Genomic DNA, 19653 nt, shown 5'->3' with positions numbered 1-19653 from the left:
TGCGAAACCTGACACAGCCTGGATTAAAAAAATCGTATCAGACCAAAGGCTGAGGCGACGAATAGCGATCCATGAGCAATACTCTGCCCGCAGCAATCCAGGGTTCGGAGCGCTGCAATTGCTATTTATCCCGCCTTCACGGGTCTGCCAGGCTTGCGCCCTCGCAAGCATTGCGCGCGACTGAGGGCCAGACAGAACAAGGACGTAGTGCCTATGAATAACGTGTCCATCAGCGAAAATGGTCTGCCCGCGCAGATCTGGAACAGCGCCCGGCAACTGGACGACATCCCTTTCATCAACACCGAAACCCTGGTCCCGGCCGGCGCTCGCGCAGTGGTGATCGCACCGCATCCTGGCGATGAAGTGTTGACCTGCGGCGGCCTCCTGCAACAGCTGTGCGCCCTTGGCCATCCTCTGCAATTGATCTCGATCACCGACGGTAGCTACAGTCATTTTGGTTCGCAACAGTGGTCACAGAAACGCCTGAGCGTAATTCGCCCGCAAGAAAGCGTGGAAGCGTTGCGCCGGCTCGGATTGCCGATGCACAGCCTGAAGTGGATTCGCGCCGGTTTCACCGACGCAGGGCTGGCCGAGAGAGAGTCTGAACTGACCCAGTTCATCGTCCGCTACCTGCGCCCCGGCGATGTGGTGTTCACCACCTGGCGCGAAGACGGCAATGTCGATCACGACGCCGTCGGCCGTGCCAGCGCCAGGGCCGCGGCGCTGGTCGGTGCCTCGCTCAACGAAGTACCGGTTTGGGCCTGGCACTGGCCATCACGCGATCACGCGTCGATTCCCTGGCATCGCGCGCATAAGGTACGCCTCGACACCTGGACCGTGGCCCGTAAAAGCCACGCCACCTATGCCTACGCCAGCCAACTCGACGGTGAGCCGATGATCGGCGCCACCCCGTCACTGCCCCGGGTGCTTCTGGAGCGCATGCGACTGCCGTATGAAATTGTGTTTGTCTGAATCATTCGGGGAATGTTTTGGCGAGAGTGTCTTTGTGGCAAAGGGCTTTTGTGGCGAGGGAGCTTGCTCCCGCTGGGGCGCGAAGCGGCCCCAAAAGCTTTGCGACTGCTTCGCAGCCGAACGGGAGCAAGCTCCCTCGCCACAGTAACCCGCTCCCCACATTGGATTGGTGTCGCTCAAACTGAACTGCTCGCCTGTGCACCAGTCGCATGCATACATCAGCCTGATTCAGAGGAGTAAACGTGACCAGCGATGCCGAACGACACGCCGTCGAATCAATACCACCGGACACGCCTGCGACGGTTCATCGACTCAGGGTGCTGACGGTCAACACCCATAAAGGCTTCACCGCCCTCAACCGGCGTTTCATCCTGCCGGAACTGCGTGAAGCGGTACGCAGCACGTCGGCCGACCTGGTGTTTCTACAGGAAGTGGTCGGTGAGCACGACCGGCATTCTTCCCGTTACAACGATTGGCCACAAACCTCGCAATACGAGTTCCTGGCCGACAGCATGTGGAGCGATTTCGCTTACGGTCGCAACGCGGTCTACCCCGACGGCCATCACGGCAATGCCTTGCTGTCGAAATACCCGATCCGCGAATTTCGCAACCTCGACGTCTCGATCACCGGCCCCGAGCGGCGCGGGTTGCTGCACTGTGTGCTGGATGTACCGGGGCACGCGGAAGTGCATGCCATTTGCGTGCACCTGAGCCTGTTGGAAAGCCATCGACAACTGCAGCTGCAGTTGCTCTGCCTGTTGCTAGAATCGTTGCCCGATGACGCCCCGGTGATCATTGCCGGCGATTTCAACGACTGGCAGTTGCAAGGCAACGCCGCCCTCGCCCGGCGCCATTACCTGCATGAAGCCTTCGAACGCCATCATGGCCGACCGGCGAAAACTTACCCGGCACGTTTTCCCTTGTTGCGCCTGGACCGGATCTACCTGCGTAATGCCATTAGCTATGAACCACGGATATTGGGGCACAAGCCGTGGACCCACCTGTCAGATCATCTGCCGTTGGCCGTTGAAGTACGCCTCTGAGCTCTTTGCCGGTCATATCGAAAACTGTTCATGACCCGTTGCTAAATCGATTAACCTGTTACTTTTGACAGTAGCGACGCAAAAATACGACTGCTAAATTGTTATCGTCTGTACCTCATGACGGTATGGACATGCGATCTACAGTGGCCGTCGTTGCCGAAAGTTCTCGATTTACGGGTGATAGTTTTCCCGATGTTGTCTCGCAACTCGCGCTGCCGAGGGTGTCTGATGTCTGCCGCTTTTGACAAGTCGCAACTCAGTCGCCGACCCACCTGCGGAGACGAGCATGCAATTTTCCAGCGATCGGCCCAAGTACCGCTACAGCGTCTATGCGGTTTCAATCTGGTTATGCGTAAGTGGGTCTCAACCCACCCAAGCGGCCTGTACGCTCAGCCCCACCGCTGGCGATGACAACTTCGTTTGTGACAGCGCCAGCAGCGGGTCGCTGGCCGACCTGACGGGCAACAACAGCCTGACCTTCCCCGCCAATGGTACCGGAACGATCAATGGCAACGTGACGTTCGGGGCAGGCACCGACACGGTTGACATGAATTCCGGGCGCATCGTCGGTACGCTCAATCAGGGTGATGGTGCCGACACCTTCAACATCAGCGCCGGACAGATAACCGGGGCCGTCAGCCAGGGCAATGGCGTCGATAACTTCACCATGAGCGGCGGCACCATCCAGGCCCTGGCCCAAGGCGACAGCCGCGACTTTTTCCAGATGAGCGGCGGCACTATCATCGGCGCCTTCGAGGACGGCGACACCGCCAGAATGACCAGCGGCACCATCGGTCGTGTCGATATGAAACTCGATGACAATCTGTTCGAACTCTCCGATGGGGAGATCCTCGGCAATCTGGTCACCGGCTTTGGCACCGACACCATCATCGTCTCTGGTGGCAGGATCGGCGGCAACATCAGTGTGAGCGGTGGCAACGACAACATCACGGTGACGGGTGGCGAAGTCGTCGGCGAGATCCGCACCAGCGTTGGCAACGACACTTTTGTATGGGATGGCGGTGGCATCCTCCATTCGGCAATCCTCATGGGAGACGGCAGTGACAGCGCGACCTTGCGCAATCTCGGCGCGAGCACGCTCGCCCAGACCCCGAGCCTCGACGGTGGCACCGGCAACGATGTGCTGATCTTCGATCACACTACAACCGCAGGTGCTCGCCGCTACGCCAATTGGGAAACGGTAAACCTGACCAAGCATTCGCAGTTCGATCTCACCGATAACCTTGTGCTGGGTGACAGCGCTACCGGTACCGGCATGTTCAATATCGACGGCAGCAGCGTCCTGACGTCAACGCAAGGCAGCATCACGCCATTCACCGCTGGCCAGCGTGCAACCTTGAACAACGCCGGGGTCATTGACCTGAGCAGCGGCAATACCCGCTCCAATGACACCCTGACGGTGCAGGGCAATTACACGGGCAATGGCGGCCAGCTGTTTTTGCAAAGTAAGGTCGGTGATGACACCTCCCCCAGCGACAAACTGGTGGTCATCGACGGAACCTTGACCGGCACCACCTCGATTTCCGTCAGCAACCTGGGCGGTCTTGGCGCCCTGACCCGGCAGAACGGCATTCAGTTGGTCCAGGCCCAAGGCACGGCCAGCAGCGACAACGGGGCGTTTGCCCTGCAGTCCCCAGTGTCCGCAGGCGCCCATGATTACCACCTGTTCAAGGGTGGCGTCACGGCCGGCAGCGAAAACAACTGGTACCTGCGTTCGTCCGTCGTCGCGGCCCCGTTGGTGGCCGTGCCCAACCCAGACCCGGCCTTGCCGCCGATTTTAGTGCCGCTGGTGGCGGCTCCAGTGGCTGCCGTCGGTACCCCATCGCTGCCGACCGTCGAACCCGGTGCTGCACCGGTTCCACTGTACCGACCGGAAGTCCCGACCTGGTCCGTATTACCGCCGGCTGCAGCACAAATGACCCTTTTGGCACTGGGCACGTTCCACGATCGCCAGGGCGATCAGCGCCTGCTCAACGAAACAGGTGCCTTTGGCGCTGGATGGGGTCGTGTGTACGGCAAAAACTTCGACCAAACCTGGGCCGGCACAGTGACGCCGCGGCTCGACGGATCGCTCAACGGCTTTCAAGTCGGCAACGACTTGTACAGCTCGCAAACGTCGGGTGGGCAAATTCAGCGCACCGGTTTTTTCGTCGGCCATACCCGCTTGCAGGGTGATGTCGATGGCTTCAACCAAGGCTTCGAAGGCAAACGCGCCGGTAAGGTGGAGCTGGAAGGTGACAGTTACGGCCTATACTGGACGCTGACTGATTCGCAAGGCTGGTACGTCGACACTGTGGTGATGGGCACCCGGCTGGATGGCGACAATCGATCCGAACGCGGACTGAAACTCGATAACCGTGGCCACGCCCTCACCCTCTCGGCCGAGGCAGGTTATCCGCTTGTGGTGGCGGACAACTGGGTCATGGAACCCCAGGTGCAAGTGATCCACCAAAAAGTATCCCTCGACAGTCAGGACGATGGCATCTCACGCATCTCGTTCGATTCAGACGGTGCCTGGACTGGTCGCCTCGGTGCTCGACTCAAGGGGCACTACGCAATCAGTGGCCGGCCGCTCGAACCTTATGTGCGGGCCAATCTTTGGCACACGTTTTCGGGCACTGACACGGTGACATTCGATGGTGCCGATCAGATCGAGACCCAACAAAAATCTTCTTCGGCTGATTTGGGCGTCGGCGTGGTACTGAGTCTCGCATCAACGGTCAGCGTGTATGCCAGCGCTGACTACAGCAGCAATATCGACAGCAATCAGCTACGCGGAACGAGTGCGAACATCGGGGTGCGCATGAGCTGGTAGGACGAACGATTGCTTCCAAGAGTCGCTGGTGTACGGGTATTTTTGATGATCTTACGCACAAACAACTACTTATATATACGCCAAAAATCAGTCACTTCTAGCTCATAAAATAGCCATACCGCTTATCGGCCATTTTCTTGACGCAGCGTCATCGGTCTCCTTAGCTAGTGCTTACTACCCCCGGAAATCCATCAGGGGCAAGCCACCAGACTCCTGTAAGAAAAGGCGGGTCTGACCTTGCTCCAATCCATTCGGTCGCCCCTCATTCGGGGTAGGAGAGACGCCACAGCGAGATACACATGCGATTGCAAGGTAGACCCCCATGAGAACTTCATTCACCTCACAAGAGATCAAAGTCACGTTTTGCACTGTCACAGGTTCATTCCTGCTGTGCTCATCCATGGAGGTGCAGGCCTCGCCTGCCGAGGACGAAACAAACCTCTGGTACAACCAGGCATTGCCGACCCTGACCTTGCCGGCCGACTCCGCCACATATCCCGGCCGCTTACGCGCTAATCAAGACTTACAAAGCTCACGCCTGACGGTGGAAGATGCCGCGCCTTCAGCCTGGGACCACGTCTATGGAAAGACCTCACGGCAAGCCCAAACCGACTATCTGGCCCAAGGCTCTTCCATCCCCGGCGCCAGCGAATTCAAAAGCCCGGCGCTGTTGACCGTGCAAAGCAACAGCGGCCATACCCAGCGGGTCGGACTGATCGGCGGCACCACCCAATTCCAGGGCAATGACAACGGTCTGCTGACCAGTCGCGCCCTCGCCGATCCCGGCCATGACACGCTCAACCTTCAAGGCCAGAGTCTCGGCGCCTACTGGAGCCTGACCGGCCCACAAGGCTGGCACGTAGATTTGAGTGCCAGTGGTGGCCGGGTCAACGGCTACAGCCGCAATGATCAAGGCGCGCGACAAGCCACCGAAGGCAGCGCGGTGACGCTGTCGGTGGAAGGTGGTTTCCCGATTGGCTTGGGTAATAACTGGGTGATCGAACCCCAGGCGCAGTTGATCAATCAACGCATTATGCTGGATACGCCCTACGCCGGCTCCGGCAACGGCTCCTCCAGCGACATGTCGTCCTGGAGCGGTCGGGTCGGTGCCCGCTTGAAAGGCAGTTACGATATTAACGGCCTGCCGGTCGAACCCTATGTGCGCACCAACGTGTGGCACACGGTTTACACCGGTAATACCGTGAGCCTGGATCAGGTCGACAAAATCAGCAGCAGCCGTAAATCCTCGACGGTGGATGTGGGTTTGGGGCTGGTCGCCAGAGTGACGCCGTTGGTCAGCCTGTACATCAGCGCCGATTACAGCAGCGATGTGGATGACAATGATTTGAACGGGTTGATTGGTAGTTTGGGGGTGCGGATGCGGTGGTGAGTGGGACCGCAGGCAGGTGTTGTCAGTTCTGACGCCATCGCGGGCAGGCTCGCTCCCACATTGGTTTTATGTACGACGACAATCCAATGTGGGAGCGAGCCTGCTCGCGATAGGAGCGACGCGATTTTGGATCAACCCTCCGGCCGCAAAATCAACACCCCCAACGGCGGCAAATTCAACTCCAGTGAGAGCGCCTGGCCATGGCTCGGTTCTTCGTCGGTGAACACTCCGCCGCCGTTACCGTAATTGGAACCGGCGTAGGTGTCGGCATCGCTGTTGATCAATTCGACCCAACGCCCGGCGAAGGGCACACCGATGCGATAAGCCTGGCGCGGCACCGGGGTAAAGTTGGCCACCACCAGCACTGGCCGCCCGTCCTTGCTCCAGCGTAGCCAGGCGTAGACGCTGTTGGTCGCATCGTCACCGATCAACCACTGGAAGCCTTGCGGCGCATCGTCCTGGTCATGCAGCGCCGGTTCTTCGCGATACAACCGGTTCAGGTCACCAACCAGTTTGCGCACCCCTTGGTGTTCCGGGTATTGCAGCAGATACCAGTCCAGTTGCTGATCGTGATTCCATTCCCGCCACTGGCCGAACTCGCAGCCCATGAATAACAGTTTCTTGCCCGGATGCGTCCACATGAAGCTCAGATAAGCCCGCAGGTTGGCAAACTTCTGCCAGCGATCGCCGGGCATCTTGTCAATCAGCGAATGCTTGCCATGCACCACTTCATCGTGAGAAATCGGCAGGATGAAGCGTTCGGACCAGGCATACATCAAGCCGAAACTCAGCTCGTTGTGATGATGGGCGCGGTACACCGGATCCTGCTGGATATAATGCAGCGAATCGTGCATCCAGCCCATGTTCCACTTATAGGCAAAACCCAACCCACCCTGTTGCGTGCTCTGGCTGACGCCCGGCCACGCCGTGGATTCTTCGGCAATCACCAGCGCGCCCGGCGTTTCCAGAGCCACCACGTCATTGAGATGACGCAGAAAATCGATGGCCTCCAGATTCTCCCGACCGCCGTGACGGTTGGGCACCCACTCGCCGGCCTTGCGCGAGTAATCGCGATACAGCATCGACGCCACTGCGTCCACGCGCAGGCCATCGACGTGGAAATGCTTGAGCCAGTGCAGCGCCGACGCCAGCATGTAGCCGTGCACTTCGGTGCGGCCCAGGTTGTAGATCAGCGTGTCCCAGTCCTGGTGGAAACCTTCCTGCGGATTGCCGTACTCATACAACGCCGTGCCGTCGAACTGCGCCAGGCCGTGGGTATCGGTGGGGAAATGCGCCGGCACCCAATCGAGGATCACACCGATCTCGGCCTGGTGACAGGCATTGACGAACGCGGCGAACTCATCCGGCGTGCCGTAACGGGCACTCGGGGCGAATTGCGACAGCAATTGATAACCCCAGGAGCCACCGAATGGATGCTCCATGATCGGCATCAGTTCGATGTGGGTGAAACCCAGCTCCTTCACATAAGGAATCAGCCGCTCGGCCAACTCGGGCCAGGTGTACTGACGGGCGACCTCGCCCAGGTCATCCAGCTCGCATTGCCAGGAACCGGCGTGCAATTCATAGATCGATAACGGTGCGCTGGTTCGCTGACGCTCGCCCCGCGACTGCATCCAGTCGTGGTCCTTCCAGTCGATTCTCAGCGGCGAGGCGACTTTCGATGCGGTATCCGGTGGCAAAGCGGTGGCTAGGGCCATCGGGTCGGCCTTGAGCGGCAGAATGCCGTGGGCGCCGAGGATTTCGTATTTGTAGGCTTCCCCCGCTTGCAGGCGCGGAATGAACAACTCCCAGACCCCGGAAGGATGACGCAGACGCATCGGATGCCGACGGCCGTCCCAGACGTTGAAATCGCCAACCACCGAAACCCTTCTGGCATTCGGTGCCCACACGGCGAAGCGCACCCCCTCTACACCATCGACCGTCTTCAGCTGCGCGCCGAGGCAACTGCTCAAGTCCCGGTGATTGCCCTCGGCGAACAGGTACAAATCCATCTCGCCGAGTAACGGACCGAAGCTGTAAGGGTCCTCGGCGAGTTGCTCGCCACCCGCCCAACGGGTTCGCAACAAATAGGGCCGAGCCTGTTCGAAGTGCCCGACGAACAGCCCTGGGGTTTGCGTGGCCTCAAGGCTGCCGAGCTCTTCCCCGGATTCCTTGTCCACCACTTGCACGCTTAAGGCATCCGGCAGATAGGCGCGAATGAATTGCCCGCCAGCGCCATCGCTATGCGGGCCGAGAATTGCAAAGGGGTCTTGGTGCTCGGCGCGTACCAACGCATCGATATCCCGCGCCCTGGGCAGCGCCTGTTCAACGTGCCCCTGTTCCTTGTTCGAGATACTCATGACTACTCTCCACCAAGATCGGAAAAGGGTTTGAGCCCACTCAATAAACCGTACAGACCGTGCAACGGCACGGGCAGCCAAGTGGGTCGATTTTCAGCCTCATAGGCCACTTCATAAGCCGCCTTCTCCAGACCGAACAACGCCAGCGCGGCGTCCTCGCCTTCAGGATCTTGCCATGCATGAGCAAGACTAGCTGCCGCCAGCCGATAAGCGTCGACAAATGCTTGCCGCGCTTCTCTGAGATAACGATCGGCAACCCGTTGCCGCGCGGCCTGGGCCTCGGCGGTGTTATCGACGTTATGCACGTTGATCGTCATCGCCGCGGCGTAATCGAAGGAGCGCAACACGCCGCTGACATCTTTATAGGGGCTGTGTTTGCCTCGGCGTTCATGCAGTGGCCGCGCCGGTTCACCCTCGAAATCGATCAGGTAGGCATCGCCCTTGATCACCAGCACCTGCCCCAGGTGCAAGTCGCCATGGACGCGAATGCGCAGGCCACCGGCCGCTTTCTTGCCCAATTCCTGAACATGGCTGAGAATGGTTTTTTTGTTGTCCAGCAGGCGACTGACCAATGCCTGATCGGCGGCGCTCAGCTCAGTTTGATGCTGCTTGAGCAACTTCAGGGCATGTTCCAGCTGCGCCGCCACGTCCTTGGCCGAGGCCAGGGCGTCTTTCTGGGTGGTGATCTGTGGCGCGAAGTCCGGGTTGGCGCTTGGGGCCGCCAACACCTGATGCATTTCCCCCAGACGCTGGCCGAGCATGCCGGCAAAATCCTTCAGCTCGCCGAGCGCGTTGTAATGCTGCTCCTGTTCCGACACGGCATCGGCGAGTTCGTCGCGAAGCGCCCGTTCGAGGTTGTTCTGGGTCCATTCCCATGCGTCGCCCTGATTGCTCAAATAACCTTGGGCGATCATCAGCAGCGTGTCCTCGCCTGCCGCATTGCGACGGGTCACCGCGCCCAGCAGCGGCGAAATATTCTGGAAACCGGCATGGGTCAGGTACGCACTCATTTCCAGTTCCGGGTGCACCCCTGGCGCGACCTTGCGGATCAGCTTGAGCACCAGGCTGCTGCCGATCACCACCGAACTGTTGGATTGCTCGGCGGACAGATAGCGCACCTCCGACTCGGCGGTCAGGCCAAGCCTGGTCAGTGCGTCGGTCGGCTCGAAGCGGATCTCGCCACCGTCGGATGACAATACCGTGCCGGCCTGCATGCTCTGCAATACCGCATGGACGAAGCTGTCGAGGCTGAAGGCGTCGGTGATCAAACCGACTTGACGCCCACGCCGGACCCGGGCCAGCGCCAATTGCTGCGGCAACGCCGCGCCGACCTGCTCCTCGGAGATAAAACCGAATGGCAACTGATAGCGGCTGGTCTGTCCGCCGCTGGTGACGTCGATTTCCCCCAGCAGCACCGGATGCTGCGGATCGCCAAAACGCACGCCATACGCCAGGTTGACGCTGTCGATGACGCCGTCCTTACCGGCGAACCAGCGGCGATTCTGCAACCAGCTCGGCAGAATGCTCTGTTGCAGGATTTGTCGGGATGGCGCTTCGAGCAGCTCTTCCATGCGTTTCTTCAGCACAAGGGTGGTGAAGTCCGGCAAACTTTGTGCCGGCTCCACGTGCCAGCTCGGCATTTGGTTTTCCGCCGCCAGGCCGAACCAATAGAAACCGTAAGGCGCCAGCGTCAGCAGGAAATTCAACTGGCCGATAGGCGGGAACGCATTGCCACCGAGCATCTCCACCGGAACCATGCCGACATAAGCCGACAGGTCCAGCTCCGCCGCTTGCGCGCTGCGGGATACGTTGGCCACGCACAGAATGATCTCGTGCTTGCCGTCCGGGCCGGTGTATTCGCGGGTATACGCCAGAATCCGTCGATTACTCGGCGAGAGCATCTTCAGCGTCCCGCGCCCGAAGGCCTTGGACTGCTTGCGCACCGCGAGCAAACGCCGGTTCCAGTTCAACAACGAATGAGGGTCGCCGGCCTGGGTTTCGACGTTGACCGACAGGTAGCCGTAGAGCGGGTCCATGATCGGCGGCAACACCAGACTGGCCGGGTCGGCGCGGGAGAAACCGCCGTTACGGTCGATCGACCATTGCATCGGCGTGCGTACACCGTCGCGATCGCCGAGGTAGATGTTGTCGCCCATGCCGATTTCATCGCCGTAATACAGGGTCGGCGTGCCAGGCATCGACAGCAGCAAACTGTTGAGCAATTCCACGCGGCGACGATCACGTTCCATCAACGGCGCCAGACGCCGACGAATCCCCAGGTTGATTCGCGCCCGGCGGTCGGCGGCGTAGTAATTCCACAGGTAATCGCGTTCCCGATCGGTGACCATTTCCAGGGTCAGCTCATCGTGGTTGCGCAGGAAAATAGCCCACTGGCAGTTGGCGGGAATTTCCGGGGTCTGACGCAGAATGTCGGTGATCGGGAAACGATCTTCCTGGGCCAGCGCCATGTACATGCGCGGCATCAACGGGAAGTGAAAGGCCATGTGGCATTCGTCGCCGTTCTGGCCGTCGACAGAGGTGTTGCCAAAGTACAGCTGAGTGTCTTCCGGCCACTGATTGGCTTCGGCCAGCAGCATGCGATCGGGGTAATTGGCGTCGATTTCAGCACGGATCTGCTTGAGGACGTCGTGGGTCTCGGGCAGGTTTTCGTTGTTGGTGCCGTCGCGCTCGATCAGGTACGGGATCGCGTCCAGCCGCAGGCCGTCGATACCCATGTCGAGCCAGTAACGCATCACCGACAGCACCGCTTTCATCACTTGCGGGTTGTCGAAGTTCAGGTCTGGCTGGTGAGAATAGAAACGGTGCCAGAAGTACTGACCGGCGACCGGGTCCCAGGTCCAGTTGGACTTTTCGGTGTCGAGAAAAATGATGCGGGTGCCGTCGTATTTCTGATCGTTATCGGACCAGACATAGAAGTCGCGGGCCGCCGAACCGGGCTTGGCCTTGCGCGCGCGCTGGAACCAGGCGTGCTGGTCCGAAGTGTGGTTGATGACCAGTTCGGTAATCACCCGCAGCCCGCGTTTATGGGCCTCGGCAATGAAGCGTTTGGCATCGGCGAGGGTGCCGTAGTCTGGGTGTACACCACGGTATTCGGCAATGTCATAGCCATCGTCGCGACGTGGCGAGGGATAGAACGGTAACAACCAAATGGTATTGACACCCAGATCGGCGATGTAATCGAGCTTGGCGATAAGGCCGGAAAAGTCGCCGATCCCGTCGTTGTTGGAGTCGAAAAAAGACTTAACGTGAACCTGGTAGATCACCGCATCCTTGTACCAGAGCGGGTCCTTGATAAAGGTGGCTGACCTGGGTTTCTTCGCCATTTGTAACTCCTGTTGAATTCAATAGAGCGCACCACCTATGCGTATCTACACATATCTCAAGCCTGGTGCTCTTCTGTAGGAGCTGCCGAAGGCTGCGATCTTTTGATCTTCTGCCATTTGCGCTGCACCAAAAATCAAAAGATCGCAGCCTTCGGCAGCTCCTACGGGGTCATCTATTCGCCAGCAAAATAGTGTCGTCACAGGGATGCATGGCGCATTTAAGAAGTGCTGATCCTCCAAATCCCGAACGGCAAATGCCACGGTTCGATTCGCATGAACTGGTACTTGCCGTGCCAGGTCCAGCGGTGGCCATTCATCAAGTCTTCGCCCTGGGTGACGGCGTCATCGGGCAGGCCCATTTCCCACAGCGGCAATTCGAAATTCGCCTCCTGGGCGTGATGCGGATCGAGGCTGACCGCCACCAGAATGAAATTGCTGCCGTCGACGCTGCGTTTGCCGAAGTACAGAATGTTGTCGTTCCAGGCGTTGTAGACCTTCAGGCCCAAGTGCGTGTGCAGCGCCGGGTTCTGCCGGCGGATGCGGTTGAGCTGGGCGATTTCGGCGATGATGTTGCCCGGCGCGTTGAAGTCCCGGGGGCGGATTTCGTACTTCTCGGAATTGAGGTATTCCTCCCGGCCCGGTACCGGCGCCGCTTCACACAACTCAAAACCCGAATACATGCCCCACAGGCCGGAGCCCATGGTTGCCAGCGCGGCGCGAATCAGAAAACCGGCGCGCCCGGATTCATGCAGGAACGTCGGGTTGATGTCCGGCGTATTGACGAAGAAATTCGGCCGGTAGCATTCACGCCACGGCGATTCATTGAGTTCGGTGAAATAGGTCGCCAGCTCGTGCTTGGTATTGCGCCAGGTGAAATAGGTGTAGCTCTGGGAGTAACCGACTTTGCCCAGACGCGCCATCATCGCCGGCGTCGTAAAGGCTTCGGCCAGGAAAATCACCTCCGGGTACAGCGCCCGCACATCGGCAATCATCCATTGCCAGAACGGCAACGGCTTGGTGTGAGGGTTGTCGACGCGAAACAGCTTCACGCCCTCCTCGACCCAACCCACCACAATGTCACGCAGCTCGATCCACAGGCTGGGAATCGCGTCCACGGCATAGAAGTCGACGTTGACGATGTCCTGGTATTTCTTCGGTGGGTTCTCGGCGTATTTGATCGTGCCGTCCGGCCGCCAGTTGAACCAGCCCGGGTGCTGTTTGAGCCATGGGTGGTCCTGGGAACACTGAATCGCAAAATCGAGGGCGATTTCCAGCCCATGCCGGGATGCCGCCGCGACGAGCCGGCGAAAATCTTCGCGAGTGCCCAGCTCCGAGTGAATCGCCTCATGCCCGCCTTCTTCGCTGCCAATGGCGTACGGGCTGCCCGGGTCGTCCGGGCCGGCGATCAACGAATTGTTCGGGCCTTTGCGGTAGCTGCGGCCGATCGGGTGGATCGGCGTGAAATACAGCACGTCGAAGCCCATGTCCTGGATCATCGGCAGCCGCGAATGCACGTCGTTGAAGGTGCCATGACGGGCCGGGTCATCGGTGATCGAGCGCGGAAACAATTCATACCAGCTAGCGAACTGAGCCAGCTCTCGCTCCACGTCCACCGGGTATTCCGGGCTCAGGCTCAGGAAGGGACGATGATCGGCCTGGGCCATCAAATCCGCGCTGCGTTGGTGCAGAAACAAGGCGACCTGCTCGGTTTCGAGCAGACCGCACAGTTCATGGTGCAACGTCGCCAGTTGTTCACTGAGCGAGCCTTCAGAGCGTTCAGCGGCCTGCTGGACGTGATTGCGCCCTTCCTGCAATTCCAGGCTGACCGAGACGCCGGCGTCGTGCTTTTTTTTCAGCTCATAACAGAAGCTGGCGAACTGATCGATCCAGGCTTCGAGGCAGAACACATAACGCCCCTGCTTGTTGACACGAAACTGGCCCTGCCAGCCGTTATTGCCCAGCTCGGCCATCACCTCACTCTGCCAGGTTTCATCGCCGTCGGCACGCCAGCGGATGCGCACGGCCAGTTTGTCATGGCCGTCGGCAAACACTTTGCTGGTCACCACCACGTCCTGATCAATCACGGCTTTAACGGCGAATTGCCCGCCATCGAGGATCGGCATGGTGTTTTCAATCACGATCCGCGGTAGCAGTAACGCCTGCGACAGCGGTATATGCGGGTTGTAGCTCAACTCTGTGGGTTTCTCAGCGGTCATCGAGCATCTCTCCTTAACGCCCCAAGGACGCTCTTGTGCCTGGTCGTCGTTCACACGAAGCGATCTGCCACGGCATGAACTCACTTAAGTTCCGAACAGCAGGCGGCGGTAAAAGTTCAGAGGGATTTGCCAAGTCTTTCGGGGAATCAAACTCACTGTTTACGGGTCAACCAACTTAAGCACGACTCACGCCACCTGCCACTGGAGACTGCATCGATGAGCATTCCCACCCCGCCTGAAACACCCGATCCGAACCTCGATGAGCCAACGGTGCCACCGACACAGCCAACACCGCCGACCGAGCCCGCCCCCGTCCCTGAACAGGAACCGCCGGGCACCAACCCGCCACCGCGCGAAGAGCCACCGAGCACCCAGCCGCCGGAGATCGTGAAGCCGTAAACACTCCCCCGACGCATGAGGGTTCAATGTAGGAGCTGCCGAAGGCTGCGATCCTTTGATCTTGATCTTCGGCAATCTCCAAGAAACATCAAAATCAAAAGATCGCAGCCTTCGGCAGCTCCTACGGGGGGCGATCCTTCTCGAGCTGGCGCACCACGATCGGCATCACACCGAGAATCACCAACGCCAGCAACGTACTGAGCACCGCCGTCGCCTCGCGGCCCATTCCGGCCGAAACGCCAATGGCCGCGGTCATCCACAAACCGGCGGCGGTGGTCAGGCCTTTGACATGGCCCTCATCGCCATCATTGTTTTTCAGGATAGTCCCGGCGCCGAGAAAACCGATGCCGGCGATCACGCCCTGCACCACCCGGCTCATGGCGTCGGCCTGGGATCCTGACATCTGCGGCACCAGCACAAACAATGCCGCGCCAAGCGCCACCAGCATATGGGTGCGAACCCCGGCGGCCTTGCCCTTTTGCTCACGTTCGAAACCGAGAATGCCGCCCAGCAAGGCGGCCATCAGCAAGCGCACGGTAATGCGCGTCAATTGCGAAGCATCGCCAATGTCGGTGAACTCCGCTTGCAGTGTCTCCCAAACCTCGTGCCACCAAGCGTCCATGGCGCAGTCCTTGTGAAGATTTCATGACTCGATAGAGGATGGACCGCACCCACCATTAATCGGTTGCACCGAACGATGACCGGCGGATGCGTCCTAACACTTCAGACTCCGCCGAAAAAAGGACGCCTCCATGACCGTGCGCATCGAAAACCAGACCTGCTTCTTCATCACCCCAAGCGGCGAAGAAATCCGTCTTTGCCCCGACGTGACTATCATCACCGACGGGGAAAAATCCATGTCGGCGGTCGATCTCAACGGCCAGCGCATCTACATCACCGAAGCAGAAGCCGATGCATTAACCGTAGCAGGCGCGGTGGATGAGCGCCGGCATCTGAAGGCCACGGACAGTGATTCGGTGATTTGACTGACCCGCATCAACACACGCTGCAAACAACGGGCATAGGTGTTTGCGGCCAACCATTGCGGGTGCATCAAGTTGTCGCAGGCAAGTGCGTACAACCCATCTGATCCGCTTTTTATTGCTTTAGCTGAGTCTGTTATGCAAACAGATCGCTGGTCATAGTGCTCCGGCCTGATGGAGGCTGATGAGCGAAAGACCATGAGCGATAGAATCCCCGTTCGAACCGTTGAACCTGCCGCATTCATAAAAAGCAATGAGCCTTTGCGTCCAACGATAAAGGCCAAATCCAGCGATAACCTGATCCATACCCGCAGTTTCACGGGTGTGTTCCGCACCCTGCGCATCAGTGGCGCGGGGGTTCTGTTTCTGCTGTTCTTCGGTACGGTGTGGCTGAACTGGGGTGGCCGCCAGGCAGTGCTCTGGGACCTTTCTGAAAGTAAATTCCACATCTTCGGCGCGACCTTCTGGCCACAGGATTTCATCCTGCTTTCGGCGCTGCTGATCATTGCTGCGTTCGGCCTGTTTGCGATCACCGTGTTCGCCGGCCGGGTCTGGTGCGGCTACACCTGCCCACAGAGTTCCTGGACCTGGATCTTCATGTGGTGCGAGAAGCTCACCGAGGGCGAGCGCAACCAGCGAATCAAACTGCAAGCCGCACCATGGGGCCTGAACAAACTGATCCGCCGTACGGCCAAACACACCCTGTGGCTGGCGATCAGCCTGCTCACCGGCCTGACCTTTGTCGGCTACTTCACGCCGATCCGTCCGCTGGCCGAAGAACTGCTGACCTTGCAAATCGGCGGGGTCAGCCTGTTTTGGGTGTTGTTTTTTACCGGCGCCACTTACATCAATGCCGGTTGGCTGCGCGAAGCGGTGTGCATGCACATGTGCCCATATGCGCGGTTTCAGAGCGTGATGTTCGACAAGGACACCCTGACCATTTCCTACGACGTAGCCCGCGGCGAAAACCGTGGCCCGCGTAAACGTGAGGTGAAACCTGCCGAGGTCGGACTGGGTGATTGCATCGATTGCCAATTGTGCGTGCAGGTGTGCCCGACCGGCATCGACATTCGCGATGGCTTACAAATGGAATGCATCGGTTGCGCCGCATGCATCGACGCCTGTGATTCGATCATGGACAAAATGGGCTACGCCCGTGGGCTGATCAGCTACACCTCGGAGCATGAACTGCAGGGCGGCAAGACCCATCTGCTGCGGCCGCGGCTGATCGGCTACAGCGCGGTGTTGCTGGTGATGATCGGCGCCCTCGTCCTGGCGCTGGTGGAACGGCCGATGGTGTCGCTGGACGTGAGCAAGGACCGTGGCCTGTTCCGCGAGAACAGTGAAGGCCAGGTCGAAAACATCTACAGCTTGAAAGTCATCAACAAGACCCAGCAACGTCAGGATTATCGACTGACGCTGGTCGATGGCGACGGCTTCCAGCTGCAAGGCAAGACCGAACTGAGCCTGGCACCGGGCGAGATTGTGGATGTGCCGGTGTCGGTGGCGATGACCACGGAACGGCCCAGCAGCAGTTCGCAGACGATCAGTTTCAAGATTGTCGACAGTGATGAGCCGGACATCTACAGCGTGGCGAAGAGCCGGTTTGTTGCGCCGATGAACCGTTGAGCCATTAAGATGCAGTCCTTTGTCAGATGCTGTCCCCTGTGGCGAGGGAGCTTGCTCCCGCTCGGCTGCGTAGCAGTCGTAAATTTTTGGGGGCGCTTCGCACCCCAGCGGGAGCAAGCTCCCTCGCCACAACAGCGAATCAACTGAACAACTTCAAACCAGGCACTCGATGAAACGCTACGAAAAATTCGCCGACGACATCGCTGAACTGATCCGCTCCGGCGTCCTCGGTCCCGGCCAGCGGGTGCCATCGGTGCGCTACGCCAGCCAGACTTACGGGGTCAGCCCGTCCACCGTGTTCCAGGCCTATTACCTGCTTGAGCGCCGTGGCCTGATCCGCGCCCGGCCGCGCTCCGGCTACTTCGTCAATGCGCATGCACCGAGCCCGTTTTCGGAGCCGGTGATCAGCAGCCAGGTCAACGAGTCCACCGAAGTCGACGTCAGCGAACTGGTGTTCTCGGTGCTGGACTCGATCAAGGACCCGAACACCGTACCCTTCGGCTCGGCCTTCCCCAGCCCCACGCTGTTCCCGCTGCAGCGGTTGTCCCGCTCGCTGGCCAGCGCCGCCCGGGAGATGGACCCGCGCATGGTGGTCACCGACATGTCGCCGGGCAACCCGCAACTGCGTCGGCAAATCGCCCTGCGCTACATGGTCGGTGGGCTGATGTTGCCCATGGAAGAGTTGCTGATTACCAATGGCGCCCTCGAAGCCCTGAACCTGTGCCTGCAAGCGGTCACCGAACCCGGCGATCTGGTGGCCATTGAAGCCCCGGCTTTCTACGCCAGCCTGCAAGTGCTGGAACGGCTGAAGCTCAAAGCAGTGGAAATTCCGGTGCACCCGCGCGATGGCATTGACCTTGGTGTGCTGGCCCAGACCCTGGAACGACATCCGATCAAGGCTTGCTGGTGCATGACCAGTTTCCAGAATCCGATGGGCGCGACCATGCCCGAGGCGAAGAAGCAGGAGCTGGTGGAGTTGTTGCGCAGTCACCAGGTGCCGCTGATCGAGGACGACGTCTATGCCGAGCTTTATTACGGGCAACAGGCGCCAAAACCGGCCAAGGCTTTCGATACTGAGGGTCTGGTGATGCACTGCGGTTCGTTCGCCAAGAGCCTGGCCCCCGGTTACCGGATCGGCTGGGTCGCGGCCGGGCGTTATGCGCAGAAAATCGAGCGCCTGAAACTGATGACCTCACTCTGCGCCTCGATGCCCGCCCAGGCCGCCATCGCCGACTACCTGCAACACGGCGGCTACGACCGGCACCTGCGCAAACTGCGCTATGCCCTGGAAGAACAGCAAAGCGCCATGCTCGCCGCCATCGCCCGCTACTTCCCGGCCCAGACGCGCGTCAGTCAGCCGGCGGGAGGGTACTTTTTGTGGCTGGAGCTGCCGCCGCAGATGGATTCGTTGAAGTTGTTTCAGATGGCGTTGGCGCAAGGGATCAGCATCGCGCCGGGGCCGATCTTTTCACCGACCCAGCGGTTCAGGAATTGTATTCGGCTGAACTATGGCAGCCCTTGGACTGAGGATTCGGAGAAGGCGATGGAGACGTTGGGTCGGATTGTCAGATCCTTCTAAAATCAAAAGATCGCAGCCTTCGGCAGCTCCTACAGGGAATTAGCGTACACCTGTAGGAGCTGCCGAAGGCTGCGATCTTTTGATCTTGCTCCTGACTCTTACCGCCCACCACCAAGGTCAACGAACGTCCCGGTCGCATAAGAAGCCTTATCCGACAACAACCACACAATCGCCTCCGCCACTTCATCCGGCCGCCCGCCCCGGGCCATCGGGATTGCCGACTCCAGCTTGCTGACCCGGTCCGGATCGCCGCTCAACGCATGGAAGTCGGTGTAGATGTAGCCAGGGCGCACAGCGTTGACGCGAATACCCTCGCCCGCCACTTCCTTGGACAGACCGATGGTGAAGGTGTCCAGCGCGCCTTTGGACGCGGCGTAGTCGACATATTCGCTGGGGGCGCCCAAGCGGGCAGCGACCGACGACACGTTGACGATGCTGCCGCCCTGCCCACCATGTTTGGGTGACATGCGCAAGATCGCGTGTTTGGCGCAGAGGATCGGCGCCAGGACGTTGGTCTTGAGGATTTTCAGAATACGGAATTCGGACATTTCGTCGATCCGCGACTTTTGCCCGACAGTGCCGGCGTTGTTCACCAGCGCCGTGACCCGACCGAGTTCGGTGTCTACGCGGTGGAACAGGCCGATCACTTCGTCTTCGATGCTGACATCGGCGCGCACCGCAATGGCTTGGGCGCCGAGTGCGCGCACTTGCTCCAGCACAGCGTGCGCCGCCTGTTCGTCGGACTGATAGTTGATACAGATCCGATAGCCCTGCTCTGCGGCCAACAGGGCCGTGGCGGCGCCGATTCCACGGCTGCCGCCGGTGATGACGATGACTTTGTCCATGCTGGCATTTCCCCCGTTTCAAGCGTATGCAGTCGGCGCCAAGAATAACCGCCATCG

General features: G+C 59.6%; 13 protein-coding genes. 8 read left to right on the top strand and 5 right to left on the bottom strand.

What is annotated here, in order from left to right; translation table 11 throughout:
- Positions 1-213 precede the first annotated feature (213 nt).
- The 4 genes from ABH909_RS16635 to ABH909_RS16620 all read left to right on the top strand — a co-directional run bounded on the left by ABH909_RS16635 (position 214) and on the right by ABH909_RS16620 (position 6241).
- Positions 214-972: a PIG-L deacetylase family protein gene (locus tag ABH909_RS16635; RefSeq protein WP_429435070.1), complete on the top strand. Its 759-nt coding sequence runs from the start codon at positions 214-216 to the stop codon at positions 970-972.
- Positions 973-1214: 242 nt separating this feature from the next.
- Complete coding sequence (locus ABH909_RS16630; RefSeq protein ID WP_429435067.1) at positions 1215-2015, top strand: endonuclease/exonuclease/phosphatase family protein; 801 nt, start codon at positions 1215-1217, stop codon at positions 2013-2015.
- Between the two features lie 286 nt (positions 2016-2301).
- Positions 2302-4851, top strand: a complete 2550-nt coding sequence (locus ABH909_RS16625) for an autotransporter outer membrane beta-barrel domain-containing protein (protein ID WP_429435064.1) — start codon at positions 2302-2304, stop codon at positions 4849-4851.
- 322 nt (positions 4852-5173) lie between these two features.
- A complete protein-coding gene (locus ABH909_RS16620) occupies positions 5174-6241 on the top strand; it encodes an autotransporter domain-containing protein (RefSeq protein WP_429435062.1) in 1068 nt (355 codons plus the stop codon).
- Positions 6242-6372: 131 nt separating this feature from the next.
- On the opposite strand, the gene glgB is transcribed toward ABH909_RS16620, so the two are convergent.
- The 3 genes from glgB to ABH909_RS16605 all read right to left on the bottom strand — a co-directional run bounded on the left by glgB (position 6373) and on the right by ABH909_RS16605 (position 14161).
- Entirely contained in the window at positions 6373-8601 is a 2229-nt protein-coding gene (gene glgB / locus ABH909_RS16615) for a 1,4-alpha-glucan branching protein GlgB (protein ID WP_429435060.1), read from the bottom strand.
- Positions 8602-8603: 2 nt separating this feature from the next.
- Positions 8604-11945, bottom strand: a complete 3342-nt coding sequence (gene treS, locus ABH909_RS16610; protein WP_429435057.1) for a maltose alpha-D-glucosyltransferase — start codon at positions 11943-11945, stop codon at positions 8604-8606.
- A 218-nt stretch (positions 11946-12163) separates the two neighbouring features.
- Positions 12164-14161 (bottom strand): alpha-1,4-glucan--maltose-1-phosphate maltosyltransferase, encoded by a 1998-nt coding sequence (locus ABH909_RS16605; RefSeq protein WP_429435054.1) that lies wholly within the window; start codon positions 14159-14161, stop codon positions 12164-12166.
- Between the two features lie 216 nt (positions 14162-14377).
- Here ABH909_RS16605 and ABH909_RS16600 point away from each other — a divergent pair, with 216 nt between their 5' ends.
- A complete protein-coding gene (locus ABH909_RS16600) occupies positions 14378-14560 on the top strand; it encodes a hypothetical protein (RefSeq protein ID WP_429435052.1) in 183 nt (60 codons plus the stop codon).
- Positions 14561-14681: 121 nt separating this feature from the next.
- On the opposite strand, the gene ABH909_RS16595 is transcribed toward ABH909_RS16600, so the two are convergent.
- A complete protein-coding gene (locus ABH909_RS16595) occupies positions 14682-15182 on the bottom strand; it encodes an MgtC/SapB family protein (protein ID WP_429435050.1) in 501 nt (166 codons plus the stop codon).
- 130 nt (positions 15183-15312) lie between these two features.
- Here ABH909_RS16595 and ABH909_RS16590 point away from each other — a divergent pair, with 130 nt between their 5' ends.
- From ABH909_RS16590 to mapR, 3 genes are all read left to right on the top strand, one after another.
- Positions 15313-15546 carry a DUF3203 family protein gene (locus tag ABH909_RS16590; RefSeq protein WP_429435047.1) on the top strand — a complete coding sequence of 78 codons (234 nt, stop codon included), beginning with the start codon at positions 15313-15315 and terminating at the stop codon, positions 15544-15546.
- Positions 15547-15741: 195 nt separating this feature from the next.
- Complete coding sequence (ccoG, locus tag ABH909_RS16585) at positions 15742-17172, top strand: cytochrome c oxidase accessory protein CcoG (protein WP_429435044.1); 1431 nt, start codon at positions 15742-15744, stop codon at positions 17170-17172.
- 169 nt (positions 17173-17341) lie between these two features.
- Entirely contained in the window at positions 17342-18751 is a 1410-nt protein-coding gene (gene mapR / locus ABH909_RS16580) for a GntR family transcriptional regulator MpaR (RefSeq protein ID WP_048397653.1), read from the top strand.
- A 98-nt stretch (positions 18752-18849) separates the two neighbouring features.
- On the opposite strand, the gene ABH909_RS16575 is transcribed toward mapR, so the two are convergent.
- Positions 18850-19596, bottom strand: a complete 747-nt coding sequence (locus ABH909_RS16575; RefSeq protein ID WP_095631465.1) for an SDR family oxidoreductase — start codon at positions 19594-19596, stop codon at positions 18850-18852.
- Between the last annotated feature and the right edge of the window lie 57 nt (positions 19597-19653).

Source organism: Pseudomonas sp. BS3782 TE3695 (assembly GCF_050435305.1).
Taxonomy (GTDB): Bacteria; Pseudomonadota; Gammaproteobacteria; order Pseudomonadales; family Pseudomonadaceae; genus Aquipseudomonas.
Note: the sequence above shows the minus strand (reverse complement) of the source record. Positions and strands in the feature narration are given on the sequence as shown.